Annotated in this window: 17 protein-coding genes; 9 read left to right on the plus strand and 8 right to left on the minus strand. The window is 69.7% G+C overall.

Going from position 1 to position 16,270, the window contains the following annotated elements:
• Window positions 1–161 precede the first annotated feature (161 nt).
• The 4 genes from sdhC to EJG53_RS15300 are packed head-to-tail and all read left to right on the plus strand — an operon-like array spanning window position 162 to window position 3,575.
• On the plus strand, window positions 162–542 hold the full coding sequence (gene sdhC / locus EJG53_RS15285) for a succinate dehydrogenase, cytochrome b556 subunit (RefSeq protein ID WP_003985924.1): 381 nt from the start codon (window positions 162–164) through the stop codon (window positions 540–542).
• A 9-nt stretch (window positions 543–551) separates the two neighbouring features.
• Window positions 552–1,022 (plus strand): succinate dehydrogenase hydrophobic membrane anchor subunit, encoded by a 471-nt coding sequence (locus tag EJG53_RS15290; protein ID WP_125045303.1) that lies wholly within the window; start codon window positions 552–554, stop codon window positions 1,020–1,022.
• 25 nt (window positions 1,023–1,047) lie between these two features.
• A complete protein-coding gene (gene sdhA, locus EJG53_RS15295; protein ID WP_125045304.1) occupies window positions 1,048–2,802 on the plus strand; it encodes a succinate dehydrogenase flavoprotein subunit in 1,755 nt (584 codons plus the stop codon).
• Window positions 2,802–3,575 carry a succinate dehydrogenase iron-sulfur subunit gene (locus tag EJG53_RS15300; protein WP_030676860.1) on the plus strand — a complete coding sequence of 258 codons (774 nt, stop codon included), beginning with the start codon at window positions 2,802–2,804 and terminating at the stop codon, window positions 3,573–3,575. The genes sdhA and EJG53_RS15300 overlap by 1 nt, the downstream gene beginning before the upstream one ends.
• A 16-nt stretch (window positions 3,576–3,591) precedes the next feature.
• Here EJG53_RS15300 and EJG53_RS15305 read toward each other — a convergent pair whose 3' ends face one another.
• Window positions 3,592–4,455 carry a hypothetical protein gene (locus EJG53_RS15305; protein WP_125045305.1) on the minus strand — a complete coding sequence of 288 codons (864 nt, stop codon included), beginning with the start codon at window positions 4,453–4,455 and terminating at the stop codon, window positions 3,592–3,594.
• Window positions 4,456–4,710: 255 nt separating this feature from the next.
• Window positions 4,711–5,187 (minus strand): MerR family transcriptional regulator, encoded by a 477-nt coding sequence (locus EJG53_RS15310; RefSeq protein ID WP_307721680.1) that lies wholly within the window; start codon window positions 5,185–5,187, stop codon window positions 4,711–4,713.
• Window positions 5,188–5,310: 123 nt separating this feature from the next.
• On the opposite strand from EJG53_RS15310, the gene EJG53_RS15315 reads away from it, so the two are divergent.
• The 3 genes from EJG53_RS15315 to EJG53_RS15325 all read left to right on the plus strand — a co-directional run bounded on the left by EJG53_RS15315 (window position 5,311) and on the right by EJG53_RS15325 (window position 8,432).
• A complete protein-coding gene (locus EJG53_RS15315) occupies window positions 5,311–6,141 on the plus strand; it encodes an alpha/beta fold hydrolase (protein WP_031002743.1) in 831 nt (276 codons plus the stop codon).
• Window positions 6,142–6,303: 162 nt separating this feature from the next.
• Complete coding sequence (locus tag EJG53_RS15320; RefSeq protein WP_244955149.1) at window positions 6,304–7,155, plus strand: TetR/AcrR family transcriptional regulator; 852 nt, start codon at window positions 6,304–6,306, stop codon at window positions 7,153–7,155.
• A gap of 245 nt (window positions 7,156–7,400) precedes the next feature.
• A complete protein-coding gene (locus EJG53_RS15325; RefSeq protein WP_307721681.1) occupies window positions 7,401–8,432 on the plus strand; it encodes an alpha/beta hydrolase family protein in 1,032 nt (343 codons plus the stop codon).
• 13 nt (window positions 8,433–8,445) lie between these two features.
• Here the strand turns inward: EJG53_RS15325 and EJG53_RS15330 are convergent, their stop codons facing one another.
• From EJG53_RS15330 to EJG53_RS15345, 4 genes are all read right to left on the minus strand, one after another.
• Window positions 8,446–8,949: an FBP domain-containing protein gene (locus EJG53_RS15330; protein ID WP_125045306.1), complete on the minus strand. Its 504-nt coding sequence runs from the start codon at window positions 8,947–8,949 to the stop codon at window positions 8,446–8,448.
• 187 nt (window positions 8,950–9,136) lie between these two features.
• Window positions 9,137–10,213, minus strand: a complete 1,077-nt coding sequence (locus tag EJG53_RS15335; protein WP_244955150.1) for a S8 family serine peptidase — start codon at window positions 10,211–10,213, stop codon at window positions 9,137–9,139.
• Window positions 10,214–10,380: 167 nt separating this feature from the next.
• The gene (locus tag EJG53_RS15340; protein WP_125045307.1) at window positions 10,381–11,850 is read right to left on the minus strand and encodes a WXG100 family type VII secretion target; all 1,470 of its coding nucleotides are present in this window, start codon (window positions 11,848–11,850) and stop codon (window positions 10,381–10,383) included.
• A 49-nt stretch (window positions 11,851–11,899) separates the two neighbouring features.
• Entirely contained in the window at window positions 11,900–12,211 is a 312-nt protein-coding gene (locus tag EJG53_RS15345) for a hypothetical protein (RefSeq protein ID WP_125045308.1), read from the minus strand.
• Between the two features lie 425 nt (window positions 12,212–12,636).
• On the opposite strand from EJG53_RS15345, the gene EJG53_RS15350 reads away from it, so the two are divergent.
• A complete protein-coding gene (locus tag EJG53_RS15350; RefSeq protein WP_125045309.1) occupies window positions 12,637–13,308 on the plus strand; it encodes a hypothetical protein in 672 nt (223 codons plus the stop codon).
• Window positions 13,309–13,611: 303 nt separating this feature from the next.
• Here the strand turns inward: EJG53_RS15350 and EJG53_RS15355 are convergent, their stop codons facing one another.
• Entirely contained in the window at window positions 13,612–13,890 is a 279-nt protein-coding gene (locus EJG53_RS15355) for an SCO4848 family membrane protein (RefSeq protein WP_125045310.1), read from the minus strand.
• Here EJG53_RS15355 and EJG53_RS15360 point away from each other — a divergent pair.
• A complete protein-coding gene (locus tag EJG53_RS15360; protein ID WP_244955151.1) occupies window positions 13,889–15,292 on the plus strand; it encodes a D-alanyl-D-alanine carboxypeptidase family protein in 1,404 nt (467 codons plus the stop codon). The two genes, EJG53_RS15355 and EJG53_RS15360, sit on opposite strands and share 2 nt — an antisense overlap.
• 65 nt (window positions 15,293–15,357) lie before the next feature.
• On the opposite strand, the gene EJG53_RS15365 is transcribed toward EJG53_RS15360, so the two are convergent.
• A complete protein-coding gene (locus tag EJG53_RS15365; protein ID WP_125045312.1) occupies window positions 15,358–16,269 on the minus strand; it encodes a YihY/virulence factor BrkB family protein in 912 nt (303 codons plus the stop codon).
• Window position 16,270 lies beyond the last annotated feature (1 nt).

Consider the following 16,270-nt stretch of genomic DNA (forward strand, 5'->3'; position numbering starts at 1 on the left):
CGGGTAGCCCGTACGTGCCTGTTTGATCACACCTGAGGACCCCGGCGGGAGGAACCGACAGTCCGTCGCTACGATGGCCGGGGCCGGTGGACCGTACCCGGCCGGGCCAGACCGACAGAGAAGCCGGCAGGCCCCGATCCCCGCTCCCGGAGGGTTTTTCCGTGCCGGCTGGAACGCTGTACCGCGGCCGGGAAGGCATGTGGTCCTGGGTGGCTCACCGAGTCACCGGCGTCCTCATTTTCTTCTTCCTGTTCGTGCACGTCCTCGACACCGCACTCGTCCGCGTCTCCCCCGAGGCCTATGACGACGTCGTTGCCACCTACAAGACGCCCCTCGTCAACGTGATGGAGTACGGCCTCGTCGCCGCCATCCTCTTCCACGCGCTCAACGGCCTTCGCGTGATCGCCGTCGACTTCTGGTCCAAGGGACCGAAGTACCAGAAGCAGCTCCTGTGGACCGTTGTCGGCGTATGGGCCGTCCTGATGGCCGGCGCCTTCTACCCGGTGCTGCAGCACACGCTGCGCACCCTGTTCGGGAGCTGATGACGCGCGATGTCTGCTGAAACGACTCCTGCTGTGAACGACTCCGTCTCCCTGTACGACGTGGACAACCCGGCTCCCGTGATCGAGCCGCCCCGCAAGCGTACGAAGAAGACGCCCAAGTCGACCCGTACGAATTTCGAGATGTACGGCTGGCTCTTCATGCGCCTGTCCGGCATCGTGCTGGTCGTCCTGGTCCTCGGCCACCTGCTGCTCCAGCTCGTGCTGGACGGCGGCGTCTCCAAGATCGGCTTCGCCTTCGTGGCGGGCCGCTGGGCCTCGCCGTTCTGGCAGGTCTGGGACCTGGTGATGCTGTGGCTGGCGATGCTGCACGGCGCCAACGGCCTGCGCACGGTCATCAACGACTACGCGCAGCGGGACACCACCCGCTTCTGGCTGAAGATGCTCCTGTACACCGCCACGGTGTTCACCGTCCTTCTGGGCACGCTGGTGATCTTCACCTTCGACCCGAACATCCGCTAGGCCCCGGGGCTGAGGTAACCGACTCATGAAGATCCACAAGTACGACACGGTCATCGTCGGCGCCGGTGGCGCGGGCATGCGCGCGGCCATCGAGTCGACCAAGCGCAGCCGCACCGCGGTCCTGACGAAGCTGTACCCCACCCGCTCCCACACCGGCGCGGCGCAGGGCGGCATGGCCGCCGCCCTGGCCAACGTCGAGGAGGACAACTGGGAGTGGCACACCTTCGACACGATCAAGGGCGGCGACTACCTGGTCGACCAGGACGCCGCCGAGATCCTGGCGAAGGAGGCCATCGACTCGGTCCTGGACCTGGAGCGGATGGGCCTGCCGTTCAACCGCACCCCGGACGGCACCATCGACCAGCGCCGCTTCGGCGGCCACTCCCGTAACCACGGTGAGGCCCCGGTCCGCCGGTCCTGCTACGCCTCGGACCGTACGGGCCACATGATCCTCCAGACGCTGTACCAGAACTGCGTCAAGGAGGGCGTGGAGTTCTTCAACGAGTTCTACGTGCTGGACCTGCTGCTCCAGGACGTCGACGGCGTGAAGAAGTCGGCCGGTGTGGTCGCGTACGAGCTGGCCACCGGCGAGATCCACGTCTTCCAGGCGAAGGCCGTGATCTTCGCGTCCGGCGGTACCGGCAAGTTCTTCAAGGTGACCTCCAACGCGCACACCCTGACCGGTGACGGCCAGGCCGCCGCGTACCGGCGCGGGCTGCCGCTGGAGGACATGGAGTTCTTCCAGTTCCACCCGACCGGCATCTGGCGGATGGGCATCCTGCTGACGGAGGGCGCCCGCGGTGAGGGCGGCATCCTCCGCAACAAGGACGGCGAGCGCTTCATGGAGAAGTACGCGCCCGTCATGAAGGACCTCGCCTCGCGTGACGTCGTCTCGCGCTCCATCTACACGGAGATCCGCGAGGGCCGCGGCTGCGGTCCCGAGGGCGACCACGTCTACCTGGACCTCACCCACCTGCCGCCGGAGCAGTTGGACGCCAAGCTGCCGGACATCACCGAGTTCGCGCGGACGTACCTCGGCATCGAGCCCTACACGGACCCGATCCCGATCCAGCCGACCGCGCACTACGCCATGGGCGGCATCCCGACCAACGTCGAGGGCGAGGTGCTGGCCGACAACACCACCGTCGTGCCGGGCCTGTACGCCGCCGGCGAGGTCGCCTGCGTGTCCGTGCACGGCGCCAACCGCCTGGGCACCAACTCGCTGCTGGACATCAACGTCTTCGGCCGCCGGGCGGGCATCGCGGCGGCGGAGTACGCGGCCACCGCGGACTTCGTCGAGCTGCCGGAGGACCCGGCGAAGATGGTGCGGGAGCAGGTCGAGCGGCTGCGTTCCGCCTCGGGCAACGAGCGGGTCACCGAGATCCGCAAGGAGCTCCAGGAGACCATGGACGCCAACGTGATGGTGTTCCGTACCGAGCAGACGATCAAGACCGCGGTCGAGAAGATCGGCGAGCTGCGCGAGCGCTACCTGAACGTGTCCATCCAGGACAAGGGCAAGCGGTTCAACACCGACCTGCTGGAGGCCGTCGAGCTGGGCAACCTGCTCGACCTGGCCGAGGTGATGGCCGTGTCCGCGCTGGCCCGCAAGGAGTCCCGCGGCGGTCACTACCGCGAGGACTACCCCAACCGCGACGACGTCAACTTCATGCGGCACACCATGGCGTACCGCGAGGTGGCGGCAGACGGCTCGGAGTCGATCCGCCTCGACTACAAGCCGGTCGTCCAGACCCGCTACCAGCCGATGGAGCGTAAGTACTGATGAGCACCTCCACCCTCGAAAAGCACTCCAAGGCCCTGGACGCGGCCGAGGACGGCGCCTCGCACACCATCACCATCACGCTGCGGATCCGCCGGTTCAACCCGGAGGTCTCCGAGGACGCCACCTGGCAGGACTTCCAGCTCGAGATGGACCCGAAGGAGCGCGTCCTGGACGCCCTCCACAAGGTCAAGTGGGAGCAGGACGGCACGCTGACCTTCCGCCGTTCCTGCGCGCACGGCATCTGCGGCTCGGACGCCATGCGGATCAACGGCAAGAACCGCCTGGCGTGCAAGACGCTGCTGAAGGACATCAACCCGGAGAAGCCCATCACGGTCGAGGCCATCAAGGGCCTGACGGTCCTCAAGGACCTCGTGGTGGACATGGAGCCGTTCTTCCAGGCGTACCGGGACGTGATGCCGTTCCTGATCACCACCGGCAACCAGCCGACGCGGGAGCGCCTGCAGTCCGCCGAGGACCGCGAGCGCTTCGACGACACCACCAAGTGCATCCTGTGCGCCGCGTGCACCTCCTCGTGCCCGGTGTTCTGGAACGACGGCCAGTACTTCGGTCCGGCGGCGATCGTCAACGCGCACCGCTTCATCTTCGACAGCCGGGACGAGGGCGGCGAGCAGCGGCTCGAGATCCTCAACGACAAGGACGGCGTCTGGCGCTGCCGTACGACCTTCAACTGCACGGACGCCTGCCCGCGCGGTATCGAGGTCACCAAGGCGATCCAGGAGGTCAAGCGCGCGCTGATCACGCGTCGCTTCTGATCCCGAGGCGTAAGCCCTAGAACCTGGTTCCGGTCAGCGACCCGAACCGGGTCTGGAAGCCGCGAAGGGCTCCGCTCCCGTACGTACGGAGGCGGAGCCCTTCGGCATGTCCGGCCTCCGCCCGCGCACTGCGCCCGGACTCCGCCGCCCGTACCGGCGGCGCGGCGGGGTAGACGAGGGTCGGCGGCAGCTCGGTGTCGACGAAGGTCACCGGACGGGTGCAGAAGTACGACGGCACGAGCAGCAGGCCCCGCCCCTCCAGGCGCAGGTCCCCGTCGCGCGGATAGGTGACCTCCAGGACCGGCCGCCGCCAGCGCATCTCCGGCCCGAACGTCCGCAGCATCGCCTCGGCGCCGTCCTGGCGCAGCGCGTGCAGCCGCAGCGTACGGTCGGCTTCGACGCGCCGCCCGATCAGCGGCCAGCCCGGGCCGAGGGCGGTGTGGTGGTACGTACGCAGACTGCGCGCGAGGGTGCGCAGCGCGGCCGGTTCACCGTCGGCCAGGGAGCGCATCCAGGACGGCGGGGCGGCGTGCTGGCCGTGCCCCGACCGGTACGTCTGACCCGCCAGCAGTCCGATCTCGCCGCGCAGCCGGCGCCGGGGCGTCGTCATGACGGCCTCCAGCCCCGGCTCCACACCGGCCGAACCGGCCGCCGGGGTGAGGAAGTCGGGAAAGTAGCCGCGCGGCGGGACCAGCGGCAGCAGCATCCGCAGCGGCCCGGGGCCGTGCCGCGCGGCGTGCTGCCGCCAGGCGGCCAGGGCCGGTTCGGTGCGGCTCTCGCGCAGGCGGTGCAGGCTCAGGACGGTCTCCCACAGGGGGTCGGCCCCCTCGGCGATCCGCGTCCGGCGCAGATCCTGCGGCGTGAAGTGGACTCGTAACACAACGATCCCCCGATACCGTGAGCACACCGCTGTTCCCCGAACAGCGGTGCACCCGAGGATCCGACCCGTGGGCCGCATTCCGCAACCCGTACACGCCGTTGAGGCTGAATTCGTTCAATGAAAAACGAATGAGAGAACATCTGTGCTGGTCAGGGCGGTGCGCCAGATGTGGTCCGGAGGCGGCACGGACCGCATCGGTACGACTGGATGCCAGGGCGGCCCGGACCGCCTCGGTACGACTGGACGCCGCGGGCGTCACGCCGAGCGCAGCGCCATGGACGCCAACGCCCGGTCCTGGTCCCGGCGTTGACGCATCACATGCGCGTACGTCGCCAACGCCTCTCTCTTACGGGCCAGTTCGGCGATCTCCGCGTCCAGTTGTGCCATCTGCCGCTCCACCGCCCCGCAGGAGCGGTCGCAGAAGACCAGCCCGGGGCCGCCCTGGGCGCACGGCAGCAGCTCCCGTATGGCGTCCGTACTCAGGCCGGTGGCGAGCAGCTCGCGGATCTGCCCCACGGTCTCCGGCGCGTCGGGGCCGTAGCGGCGGTAGCCGTTGGCGTCCCGGTCCGCGCGCAGCAGGCCCTGCTGCTCGTAATAGCGCAGTGAACGGGCGCTGGCCCCCGTGCGCTCGGCCAGCTCGCCTATGCGCAGGCCGCCCCCGGTCCGCAGACCGCCCTCGGTCCCCAGTCCGTCCCCTGCCGCGCGCACCACTCGCTCACCCGACCGTGCCATCAACTGCCTCCCCCTGTACGACCGGCCCCTCGAACCGGCGACCCGGCCTCACGCGCCGCTGTCTCGATCTCCCGACCCGGCGACTTGACCTTGACACCGGTGTCAGGGGTCAACCTGATCCGCATGACGAAGATTCCCGCGGCCACCGCGTCGCGCCTCCCCGCCCTGTCCACCACCGTCACCCCCGCCGACGAGGGCACCGTCCCCGCCGCCCACGGCATCCTGCTCGCGCACGGCGCGACCGGCAGCATCGAGGGCAACTACGCCGGACTCGTCCCCGCGCTCGCCGCCACCGGCCACACGGTCGTCGCGCCCGACTACCCCGGCTCCGGCCGCACCCCGCGCGCCGAAGGGCCCCTGGAACTCGACGCCCTCGCCGACGCGCTGGTGGCCGAGGCCGTCGCGGCGGGCGTCGAAACGTTCACCCTGATCGGCTTCTCCCTCGGTACGGCGGTGTCCGTACGGGCCGCCGCACGCCACCCGGAGCGCGTACGCGGCCTCGTCCTGACCGCCGGCCTCGCCAAGCCCGACCACCGGACGAACATCTGGCTCGACCTGTGGCTGCGCCTGCTGGACCGCGGCGACTACGCGGGCTTCGCCCAGGCCCGCGCGCTCAGCGGCCTCTCCCCCGAAGCCCTGAACAGCCTGCCGCCCGCCGAACTCGCCGCCGTCCTCGACGACAGCCCCGACGCCCCGCCCGCCGGTTCGGCCGAGCAGACCGCGCTGGTCAAGGAGGTCGACACCACCGGCGACCTGGCCGGCATCACCGTACCGACGCTGGTCGTCGCCACCACCGAGGACCAGCTCATCCACCCCTCCCACTCCCGCTACCTGGCCGAGCACATACCCGGCGCCGAGTACGCGGAGATCGCCACCGGGCATGTGCCGATGGTGGAGCGGCCGGCGGAGTGGGAGGGGATGATCGTGAAGTTCCTGGGAGAGCGGGGGCTGTAGGCGCGTGCGGGCCTCCGGTGGACACGGGGGCGTGAGGGGCCGGCCGGCTCGGTCGTCCAGCCGGGACCGGGGACGGAAACCCAGGTCGAGCCAGGGTCGGGATCCGTGGTCGGACCAGGGCGGGATCAGTGGTCGGACCGAGGGCGCATTAAGGTCGATGCCGTGGACGAAGCGACCAGGGCGGACGCCGGTACGGACGGGAACGGGGCACGGAACGTGACGGACGACGGCAGCCCGGCCCCGGACCCGGAATCCGCCCGCCCCGCGGAACCCACCGCCCGCGAACGCACCCCCCACGGCTCCCGGACCCGCACCCTCATCCTCGAAACCGCCCTCCGCCTCTTCCAGGAGCGCGGCTACGACAAGACCACCATGCGGGCCATCGCCCAGGAGGCCGGTGTCTCGGTCGGCAACGCGTACTACTACTTCGCCTCCAAGGAGCACCTGATCCAGGGCTTCTACGACCGCATCGCCACCGAGCACGCGGCCGCCGTGGCCGATGTCCTGGCGACCGAGCGGGACCTGGCGGGACGGCTGCGCGGCGTGCTGCTCACCTGGCTCGACATCGCCGCGCCGTACCACCGCTTCGCCGCCCAGTTCTTCAAGAACGCCGCCGATCCGGACAGCCCGCTCAGCCCCTTCTCGGACGCCTCCGAAGGGCCGCGCGAGGCCGCCATCGCGCTCCAGCGGCAGGTGCTGGCCGGCGCGGACACCAAGGCCGACCCGGAACTGGCGGCGGCGCTCCCCCTGTTGCTGTGGCTCCAGCAGATGGGGCTGGTCCTGTACTGGGTGCACGACCGCTCGGAGAACTGCGAGCGCAGCCGCCGCCTGGTCGAGCGCACCTCCCCCCTGGTCGCCCGTGCGGTCGCCGCGTCCCGCTTCCGGGTGCTGCGGCCGCTGGTGCGCGAAGTCACAGACGTACTGAGCGAGTTCGTCCTCCCGGCGGCAGCGGGTGCCGCGGCCCGCCCCGCCTCCCGCAAGGACGCGAAGCACCCGCCGCCGGAACGCGGCTGACCGCGCCACCGGCCCGGCCCGCCCGACACTCCCGTACCGCTTACGCCTCCCCCGTACGCTGCGATCATGATCCACATCCGACGCGGCGCCATAGCCGCGCTGCTCGCGCTCACCCTGCCCCTGCCGCTCGCCGCGGCGGCCACCGCGTCGGCGACGGGCCCAGGTGCCGCTTCCACCCCGCCCGGGCCCTCTCCCTCCCCCGCCCCACCGGCCCGTACGCGATCGGACGGGACCGCCTCCACCTCGTGGACCACGGCCGCAAGGACCCCTGGGAGCCGTCCGCCCACGGGCGCGAGCTGATGGTGTCCCTGTACTACCCGGCCCGTACCGGCACCGGCCGCCCGGCCCCGTACATGACCAAGGCGGAGGCCACGACGTTCCTGGAGCGCCTGCGGCAGGCCGGGCAGCTTCCGCCGCAGGCCGGCCAGTTCCCGCCCGAGGTGCTCAGCAGCACCCGCACGCACGCGCGCACCGCTGCGCTCCCGGCGGCCGGCCGGCACCCCTTGGTCGTACTGTCCCCCGGCTTCGGCCTGAACCGCGCCACGCTCACCGTGCTCGCCGAGGAACTGACCAGCCGAGGCAACGTCGTGGCACTCGTCGACCACGCCTACGAGGCCGACGCGGCCTTCCCCGGCGGACGCACCCTGCCCTGCACCGCCTGCGCGAAACTGGACGCGACCACGTCCCCGGGCGCGGGAGCGGCCTTCATGGCGGACGTAGCCCGCAACCGCGCCAAGGACATCAGCTTCCTCCTCGACCGCATCCTGCCCGGCCACCACCACCCGGCCTGGAAGCGCAGCGGCCTCATCGACCCGAAGCGCGTCGGCATGGCGGGCCACTCGATCGGGGGCGCCGCCACCGCTACCGCCATGGCGGGCGACTCCCGGATACGCGCCGGCGCGAACCTGGACGGCACCGTGGCGGCCCCCGTCCCGGAGCAGGGCCTGAACGGGCGCCCCTTCCTGCTGTTCGGCAATCAGGCGACGGGCCGCCCCGGCACGGACGAGACCTGGGACACCACCTGGTCCCGCCTCGACGGCTGGAAGCGCTGGCTGACCGTGACCGGCGCCACCCACCTCACCTTCACCGACCTCCCGGCCCTCGCCCAGCAGGCGGGCCTCCCCACGCCCCCGGGCACGGTCCCCGGCCTGCGCGGCAGCGACCTCACCCGCAGCTACGTGGGCGCCTTCTTCGACCAGCGGCTCCGCGGCATCCCGCAGCCACTGCTGAACGGCCCGGTCCCCGGAAACCCGGAAGTCACCTTCCAGACTCCCTGATCACCCCTCGGGCCTACTCCCCCTCGAAAACCTTCTCCACAAACGCATCGAGATTCATCACCAGCCGTGCAATACGGTCCGCCAGCGGCAAGGTCTCCTCATGCCGCCCGGCCAGCTCGGACTTCTTCTTTCCACGGACGTACAGCGAACACGCCAGATCCGCACAGACATAAGCCCCGACGGTATTCCCCTGCCGCCCCAGCGGCCCGGCCTTCCGCGCGGCGAGCAGACTCACCCCGGAGCCGGGATGTCCGGTGATACACAACGAACACACGGTCGTCTTGGTAAAGCTCCGCCGCACTCCTTGCGGCACCCGCAACGTCACCCCGACGACGCCGCCCTGCCGAGGCGCCACCAGGTAACTCCGGTTCGGCGCCCCGGGGTCCCGCCACCCGAGGAAATCCAGGTCCCCCCACGGCAGGTCGGAAAACCCCACCGGCAGATTGATGCGGCTCGCCTCCCCCTTCGAGCAATTCACGAAGGAGGCACGTATCTCTTTTTCACCCAACGGATCCATGACTGGTGAAACTAACAGCCGGACGTCCGGGGCGTCGCTTCATTTTTCGGAGGGGGCTCCGGGCTTCGGGGGTGTCGTCAGTGCCATGCCTGCGGACCGGGCTTGTTGCGGCGCCGCACGAGAACAATGACCATCACCACGAGCCCGATCACCAGCAGCCCACCCACGGCCATGCCGCCGTACATCATCATCTTCTTCCCGCCGATCGGCGGGTTGGGGTCCTTGCCCTTGGCGGCGCCGGCGACCACGGGGTCCTTGGACGCCTTGCCCTGCGGCATGGGCAGCGGGCCCTCGGGGGGCCGGCGGGGATGTCGCGGGTGAGTGCCGGCAGCGGCTGGATGAAGCCGTAACCGTAGTGCTCGTCGGGCAGCTTGAGATGCTTAGCCTTCACCGACTTGGCGAGTCCTGCCGTCTTCACCATGCGGTTGGCGATCTGGCCGGGGGTGAGGTCGGGGTACTTCTCCAGGAGCAGGGCGGCTGTGGCGGAGGCGTAGGCGGTGGCCATCGAGGTGCCGTCAGCGGTGGAATAGCCCGTGTCACTCTGACCGTTCGGGTACGGAATATCTACACCAGGCGCCAGGACGTCGACCGACTTGTTGTAGTTACTGCCGTCCCAGAACTTGCCGAACTCGTCCACGGCTCCGACACCGATGGCACCGGGGCAAGCGGCCGGAATGCGTTCTTTCGGCAGAGCGTCGTTGCCGACGCCGGCGAGGACCACGACGCCCTTCTCCACCGCGTAGTGGACAGACTCACACATGTCTGGAGTGCTGGGGTCCGCGACAAACGACATGTTGATCACATCGGCACCGTGATCCACCGCGTACCGGGTCGCCTCCGGAGTGTTCTTGTCGGCCGTCAGCGGCAGGATCTTCGCATCGGGCGCCAGTCCCTTGACACCCTGGCTGCCACCCGGACCATGGCCACGTCCTGCGATGAGCCCCGCCATACCGGTCCCGTGGTCGCGGATGTCCATGCCTGACGGCGGGGCTTCCGGCTTGTCAACCGACGGATTGGGGAAGTCCTTGCCAGGCAGGAAGGCTCCGCCCAGGTCCTGGTGAGTCGTGCGGAAGCCGGAGTCGATGACAGCGACGGTGATGCCCTTGCCGGTCGCCTCCTTCCAGACGCTCTGCACGTCGAACGCCGGGAACGGCCACATCGCACTCCGCGTCTGGTCCGCCGAAGCCGTACCTGTCGCAGTGAGGAGCAGCGCTCCGGTCAGCGCGGCACCGGCGGCCGCGCGCAGAGTTCGGGTGACCTTCATGCTCTGATCCTCACTGCTTCCGTTCGGGCGGACAGGGCCGGGCGGTGGCCACTGGGCGGGGCACCCGTTCAGGCAGGCGTCCCGGTTTGCAGAAGTGCCCCGCACTGCGCGCGCGGGGCACTTCTTCGTACCACTTCATACAGCCGAAGCCGACGGCACGTACATCCCTACTCGATCACGCGAGGGGACACGTTGCGCTGCGGCGTCCACGTCTCCTCGTCCTCGACAAGGTAGTCGGGACGCTCCTTCTTGGTCTTTTCCTTGTCCTTGGGACGACCGTGCGCCGCCGCGCCGCCCATCGCCTGGCTCCCGCCGGCGCTGCGGTGCAGTCCGGCGCCGCCCTGCTTGGCTCCGGCTCCCAGGGATCCCGGAGCGCCGACGACTCCGCCGGGCTTACGGGCCTGAGCACCACCACGGCCCACCACACCGCGTCCCGCGCCGCTGCCCACGGCACCGGCGCCGCCGCCGATGCCGCCGGGAATCCCGGTCCGTCCGGCGCCCGCGCCGCCGGACCGGCTGCCGCCCAGGACACCACCACGGCCGCCGGGGACCGCACGCGAGCCCCCGCCACCGGCGCCGCCCGTCTTGCCGTACGGCAGCGGAGCGATGAAGCCACCCGTCGAGCCGCCTCCGCCCGAGCCACCGCCCGTTCCGCCGGCAGGCGGGTTGACTCCGCCTCCGGTGAGCCCGGGGCCCACCGGGGCGACGGTGCCGCCCTGAAGGCTGTCCAGGCCGGTCCGCACCGGACCGTTGGACGGCTGGATGTTCACACCGCCGCCGAGGCCGTTGTAGCCGCTTCCGCCCTTGGGTCCGTGCGGGGTCACGGAGGTGGGCTTGGGGCGGGTGCCACCGACGACGGGCATGTCGACGGGCGGGGCTTGCGGGTAGACGCCCGGTTCGGACGGCCAGTCGCCCCGGCCGCCCGGCGGATCGCCCTTGGGCGGTCCGCTGACCTTCACTTCCTGCAACCGGTAGTGGTTGGCCAGTTGTTCCATGACAATGACCGCCTCAACCTGGCGCTCCTTGCTCAGGGAGAGCTTGTCGCGGTTGGCCTCCAGCGCCATCTTGGCGTCCATCTTCGGGTTCGCCATGTCCTTGTGGAACTGGGAGTCGTCGCCCGAGGAGTTGAAGGCGCTCTCGACCTTGCCCGGGTCCTTGATCCCGGCCATGGTCTTCTTGGCCTGGCGCAGGTTGTGCGCGACACCGGCTTCCGGACCGGAGGACCGCGTGCCGATCAACATCGACTCGACGTTGCGGGCGTGCCCGTAAGTCCGGTCGATCTTCTTGAGGACCTCTGCCGCCTCACGCCGGAACGCGTCAGCGGCCTTGCCCTGCCAGTGGGCCGAGGCGTGGTCGACGGCGTCCATGAATGCCTTGCGGATGCCGCCGTGGCCGTCCTGGCCGCCCAGCCGGTCGGCGGACGCCCGCCAGTGGTCGCCAGAGGTCTCCAGCGCGTCCGGGTCAGCGTTCTCGATCATCGCGCGCAGCGCGTCGATCCCGTGGTGATGGAAGTCCGAGTCCGAGACCGGAATGGGCTTGTAGTTGTCGAACTGCTTGAGGCTTTCTTTCCGATGCTTCTCGTCGATCTGCTTGGCGTACGCCTTGTTGCCCTCGGCGTCCATCGGCCCACCGGCCATGACCGTCCCCCTTGGTCGTCTATCTGCTGTTTCGCCTGCCGCCGGGACCTCAGCCGGACATCGTCGAGCGAGTCTCCTGCTCGCGGTCCTCGTACGCGCCGCGGCTGCGCTCCGCCTTCTCCCCGAATTCCTTGATGAGGCTCTGGAGGGCGTCGACAACCTGCGACATGTAGTTCTGCATCTCGTCGTGCGCCGTAGCGATCTTCGCGGCCTCGTTGAAGTTGGACCCGAAGGCCGACTTCGGAATGCTCGTGCTGTATTTGACCTTCTGGCTCGGCTCGTCCATATCGCCCTGCAAGCTCTTCAGCTTGCGCACGACGCTGTCCAGCTCGTGCAGATCGACCCTGTACTGCTCGCCCATCGAAGTCCTTCCCCGTTACTCCGCACCGCCGCCGCGCGGACGACACGGCCGGCGCCGTGAGGCGGTCCGGCCCGCGCGCGCAGGCAACGCAAAGAGTGTAAAAAATAGGGGCTCAAGAGGGTGAACCGCAAGATCAGAAGTCATGATTTGCCCGATTTCGCACTAAACATCACCGCACTTTGCAAGTGCGTCGCCGCAACGCCCCACCCACACCGCAGCGCACCCCAACCCGCCTGTGCTTCATGCCCGTTCGCAACCCTCCCGACACCCACAAGTGCCGACGCCTTCACGTTTCCCTGGACCGGCCAACCGCCACATTGGCTCGCATTCAGGGCGGACCGCCCTCCCCCAACACCCTGTCCCGAGACCGGGCACAATGCCGTCCCCCAGCCCTTTCGACTGAGCGATCATGACGAGGTAGCACCGTGTCCAAGGCCGTCTTCAATATCTCGCGGGCGCAGGATTCCCGGCAGTTCGCCGCGCCGCCCGGCTACCAGGCTTGGGGTTCCCTGACCTCTGGAAAGTTCTCCGGGGAGCTCGCCGACGGAGAGGTACTGGCGCACGTTCACCGCTGTGAGGCAGAAGTGCCCACAGCGCCACTGTTTCTCATCACCCATCCCTCCGGGCCTTCCCGGACGCTCTGCACGGTCAGCGCGCCGGCCGGTGGCGCCGCGCAGCGGAAGGAAAGGGAGTACACCGTCCACGGACCCGCCGGTGACTACGCCGGGCGCATCGTCCACGGGCGCTCGCCGCGCGGGATCCGTCAGGCGTGGCGCATACACACCCCAGCGGGCACTCAGGCTGCCGCCGGCTACAAGGGCAGCTTGCGCGGGTGGTTCGCGTACTGGGTGATGGTGCCCCTGTGGCCCCTGTTTGCCGTAATGGGCCTGCTTCACGACGGCGGCGGCCCTTCCACCTGGATGTGGGGCAAGCCCGCGCGCATCACTTGGCGGCCCAGGCCGAGATGGCGGGGCGGCGTCCTGATGAGGTTCACCTGGAGCTACAGCTTGTTCACCTGGTACACGGAGCGGCTGGACGCGTCACTGACCCACGCACAAGCGGTGCTGTATTTCGCTTCGCTGTCGAAGGACAGCTGACGCATCAAAAATCGCCAAAACCCCCTGCCGTCTTTCCGTTGGCGAGCAGAGGTGAACACCGAAGTTCCGAGCGTGCCGAGAGAGGCACCCGCCCGAAGGGAATACACAGCTCCTCGGGTCCGCCGTACGGCTCGCCTCACCCTGTGCCCGTAGTGCGTCCGCGCCCGAGGGTTCGACGTTCGGCTGAGGCGGGGGTCGACGTTCGGCTGATCCCGGGGTGGTCCGCGCATACCGGCGGCCTCGTCCGAGCATGTGTGAGATGGCGCACTGACGACGGGGCGCCGGGGTGTGCGGGGGCCGGAGTCAGGGGGCTGGGGTGGAGGTGTCGGCGGGAGTCCCGGTGGTGGGCCTGTGCAGGGCGCGGACGCCGCGGAACCCGATCACTCCGATTGCCGTCCCCAAGAGAAAGGACGTCACCGCGAGCGCGAGGTGGACCCAGAAGTAGGCGGTCGGGTCACCCGCGTCGTCGAAGGCGAGGCCGCTCCCGTCCTTCCAGAGGTTTTTGGCGAAAGTGATCCAGATGAACCAGCTCCATACCCCGAACGCGAGCAGGAACCAGGAGACGGGGCGCGAGAGCTTCATGGAATCCAGTATGGGCAGCGGCTCCATCCGGCGGTCGGCGGGGGCACTCTTCCGTGGGGTGGTGTCCGGGGCGCCCGCGCCGACGGGTACGTTCACCGACGTGCCGACCTCCTCTGCCGTTCATCCGATCACCGCCGCCCCCGTACGGCGCCGGATACTCACCCGTACGGGCGCCGCCCTGGCCGGCACCGCCGTCCTGCTGCCGCCGCTGCTGCTCGCCGCGCCCGCGCACGCCGACGAGAAGCCGAAGGACGGCAAGGGCGGGCAGCACGCGCCGAAGGCGCCGGCGCCGCCCGCCGGGATGTCGAAGGTCGGCGGTGGCCGGCTGGGACAGGCCGGTACGCAGGTGCAGCTCAAGCCGGGGGCCCCGAAGCTGCCGGACGACCTCACGGCGCGTTCCTGGATCGTCTCGGACGCCGAGAGCGGCAAGGTGCTGGCCTCGCACAACGCGCACTGGCAGTTGCCGCCGGCCAGCACGCTGAAGATGCTGTTCGCCGACACGGTGCTGCCGAAGTTCCCCAAGGACCAGAAATACACGGTCAAGCCGACCGACCTGGCGGGCATGGGTGACGGCAGCAGCCTGGTGGGGATAAAGGAGAATTTGAGCTATACGGTTCATGACCTCTGGCTGGGGGTTTTTCTGCGCTCCGGGAATGACGCCGTTCACACGCTCTCCGCGATGAACGGCGGTACGGCCAAGACCGTGCAGGAGATGCAGAAGCAGGCCGAGGCGCTGAACGCGACGGACACGCATGTGGTGACGCCGGACGGTTATGACGCCCCGGGCCAGGTGTCGAGCGCGTACGACCTGAGTCTGTTCGCCCGCGCGGGGCTGCAGAACGCGGACTTCCGGGAGTACTGCTCCACGGTGAGCACGCAGTTCCCGGGCGAGGTCAAGGACGGCAAGCGCGGGACGTTCGGTATCCAGAACACCAACCGGCTGCTCAGCGGTGATTACGACGTCAAGCCGTACCCGGGCATCGCGGGGGTGAAGAACGGCTACACCACCAACGCCGGCTCGACCTTCACCGGGGTCGCCCAGCGCGGCGAGCGCAAGCTGCTGGTCACCGTCATGAACCCGGAGAAGAAGGAACACAACGAGGCGTACAAGGAGACGGCCAAGCTCTTCGACTGGGGGTTCGCGGCGGCGGACAAGGTCGAGCCGGTCGGCCGGCTGGTCGGGCCCCGGAGCGAGGAGGGCGACGCGCGGACGGGCGGCGCCAAGCTGGACGGCGACCGGACGCGGGCCGGGCTGGAGGACGGCTCCGGCGGTTCCGGCGGCGCGTGGACCGCGCTGGCGATCACCGGCGGGGCACTGGTGGTGCTGGGCGGTCTGGCACTCCTGGTGCACCGCCGCTGGCCCCTTCCGGAGCTGATGCGGCGGCGCGGGGGCAAGCACTAGGACCAGACGGGTGCTAGGACGGGGCCGGGTCTGAGTACGGGGACGTACTCGGACCCGGCCCCGCCCTACGCCCGTTCCGGCTCCGCGGGCCTCTCCTCGCAGTCCAGCGACTTGCGCGACGACTCCGGGTCGCAGCGTTCGGTCGCGGTCCAGGAGGCGCAGAAGACCACCAGTTTGGCCGTGAAGTTGATCCACAGGAGCAGGGCGATCGGTGTGCCGAAGGCGCCGTACATGCTCTTGGCGGCGACGCCCTGGAGGTAGCCGCTGAGGAGCAGTTTGAGGAGTTCGAAGCCGACGGCGCCGATGAAGCCGGCGACGACGACGGCGCGGCGGGGCGGGTGGACGCCGGGGAGCCTGGTCAGGACGTAGGCCAGCAGCAGGAAGTCGGCGAGTACGGCGATGCAGAAGCCGACGGCGGACAGCAGGACGCTGCCGATGCCGCCTTCCGCGAGGCCGAGGGCCTTCGCCGCCTTGCCGACCGCGGCGCTGGCGAAGCCGGAGCAGGCCAGGGAGGCCAGGGCGGTGCCGCCGAGGCCGAGGAGCAGGGCGATGTCCTTGAGCTTGGCGACGAAGAAGTTGGTGTCCTCGTCGTCCTTCTCCCAGACGGCCCGCAGGCAGTCGCGCAGCGACTCGACCCAGCCGGCACCGGTGAAGAGCAGGGCGACACCGGCTATGATGCCGACGGTGGCGGCGTTGTCGACGAGTGCGCCGAGGTCGAGCTGGCCGGAGATGCCGGGGATCTGCTCCGCGATCTTCGACTGCAGGTCGTGGAGCTGCCGCTCGTCGAGCAGGGCGGCGCCGAGCGCGGCGGCCACGGTCAGCAGCGGGAAGAGCGCCACGAAGCTGGTGAAGGTGATCGCGGCGGCCAGCCGGGTCCAGTGGACCCGTTGCATACGTTCGTACGCCCGCCACAGGTGTGTGGTCATCAGCCAGGACACGGCCGGGCCGACGACCGGCAGCTTGCTCAACCATTCCATG

The sequence above is a fragment of the Streptomyces chrestomyceticus JCM 4735 genome (assembly GCF_003865135.1).
Taxonomy (GTDB): Bacteria; Actinomycetota; Actinomycetes; order Streptomycetales; family Streptomycetaceae; genus Streptomyces; species Streptomyces chrestomyceticus.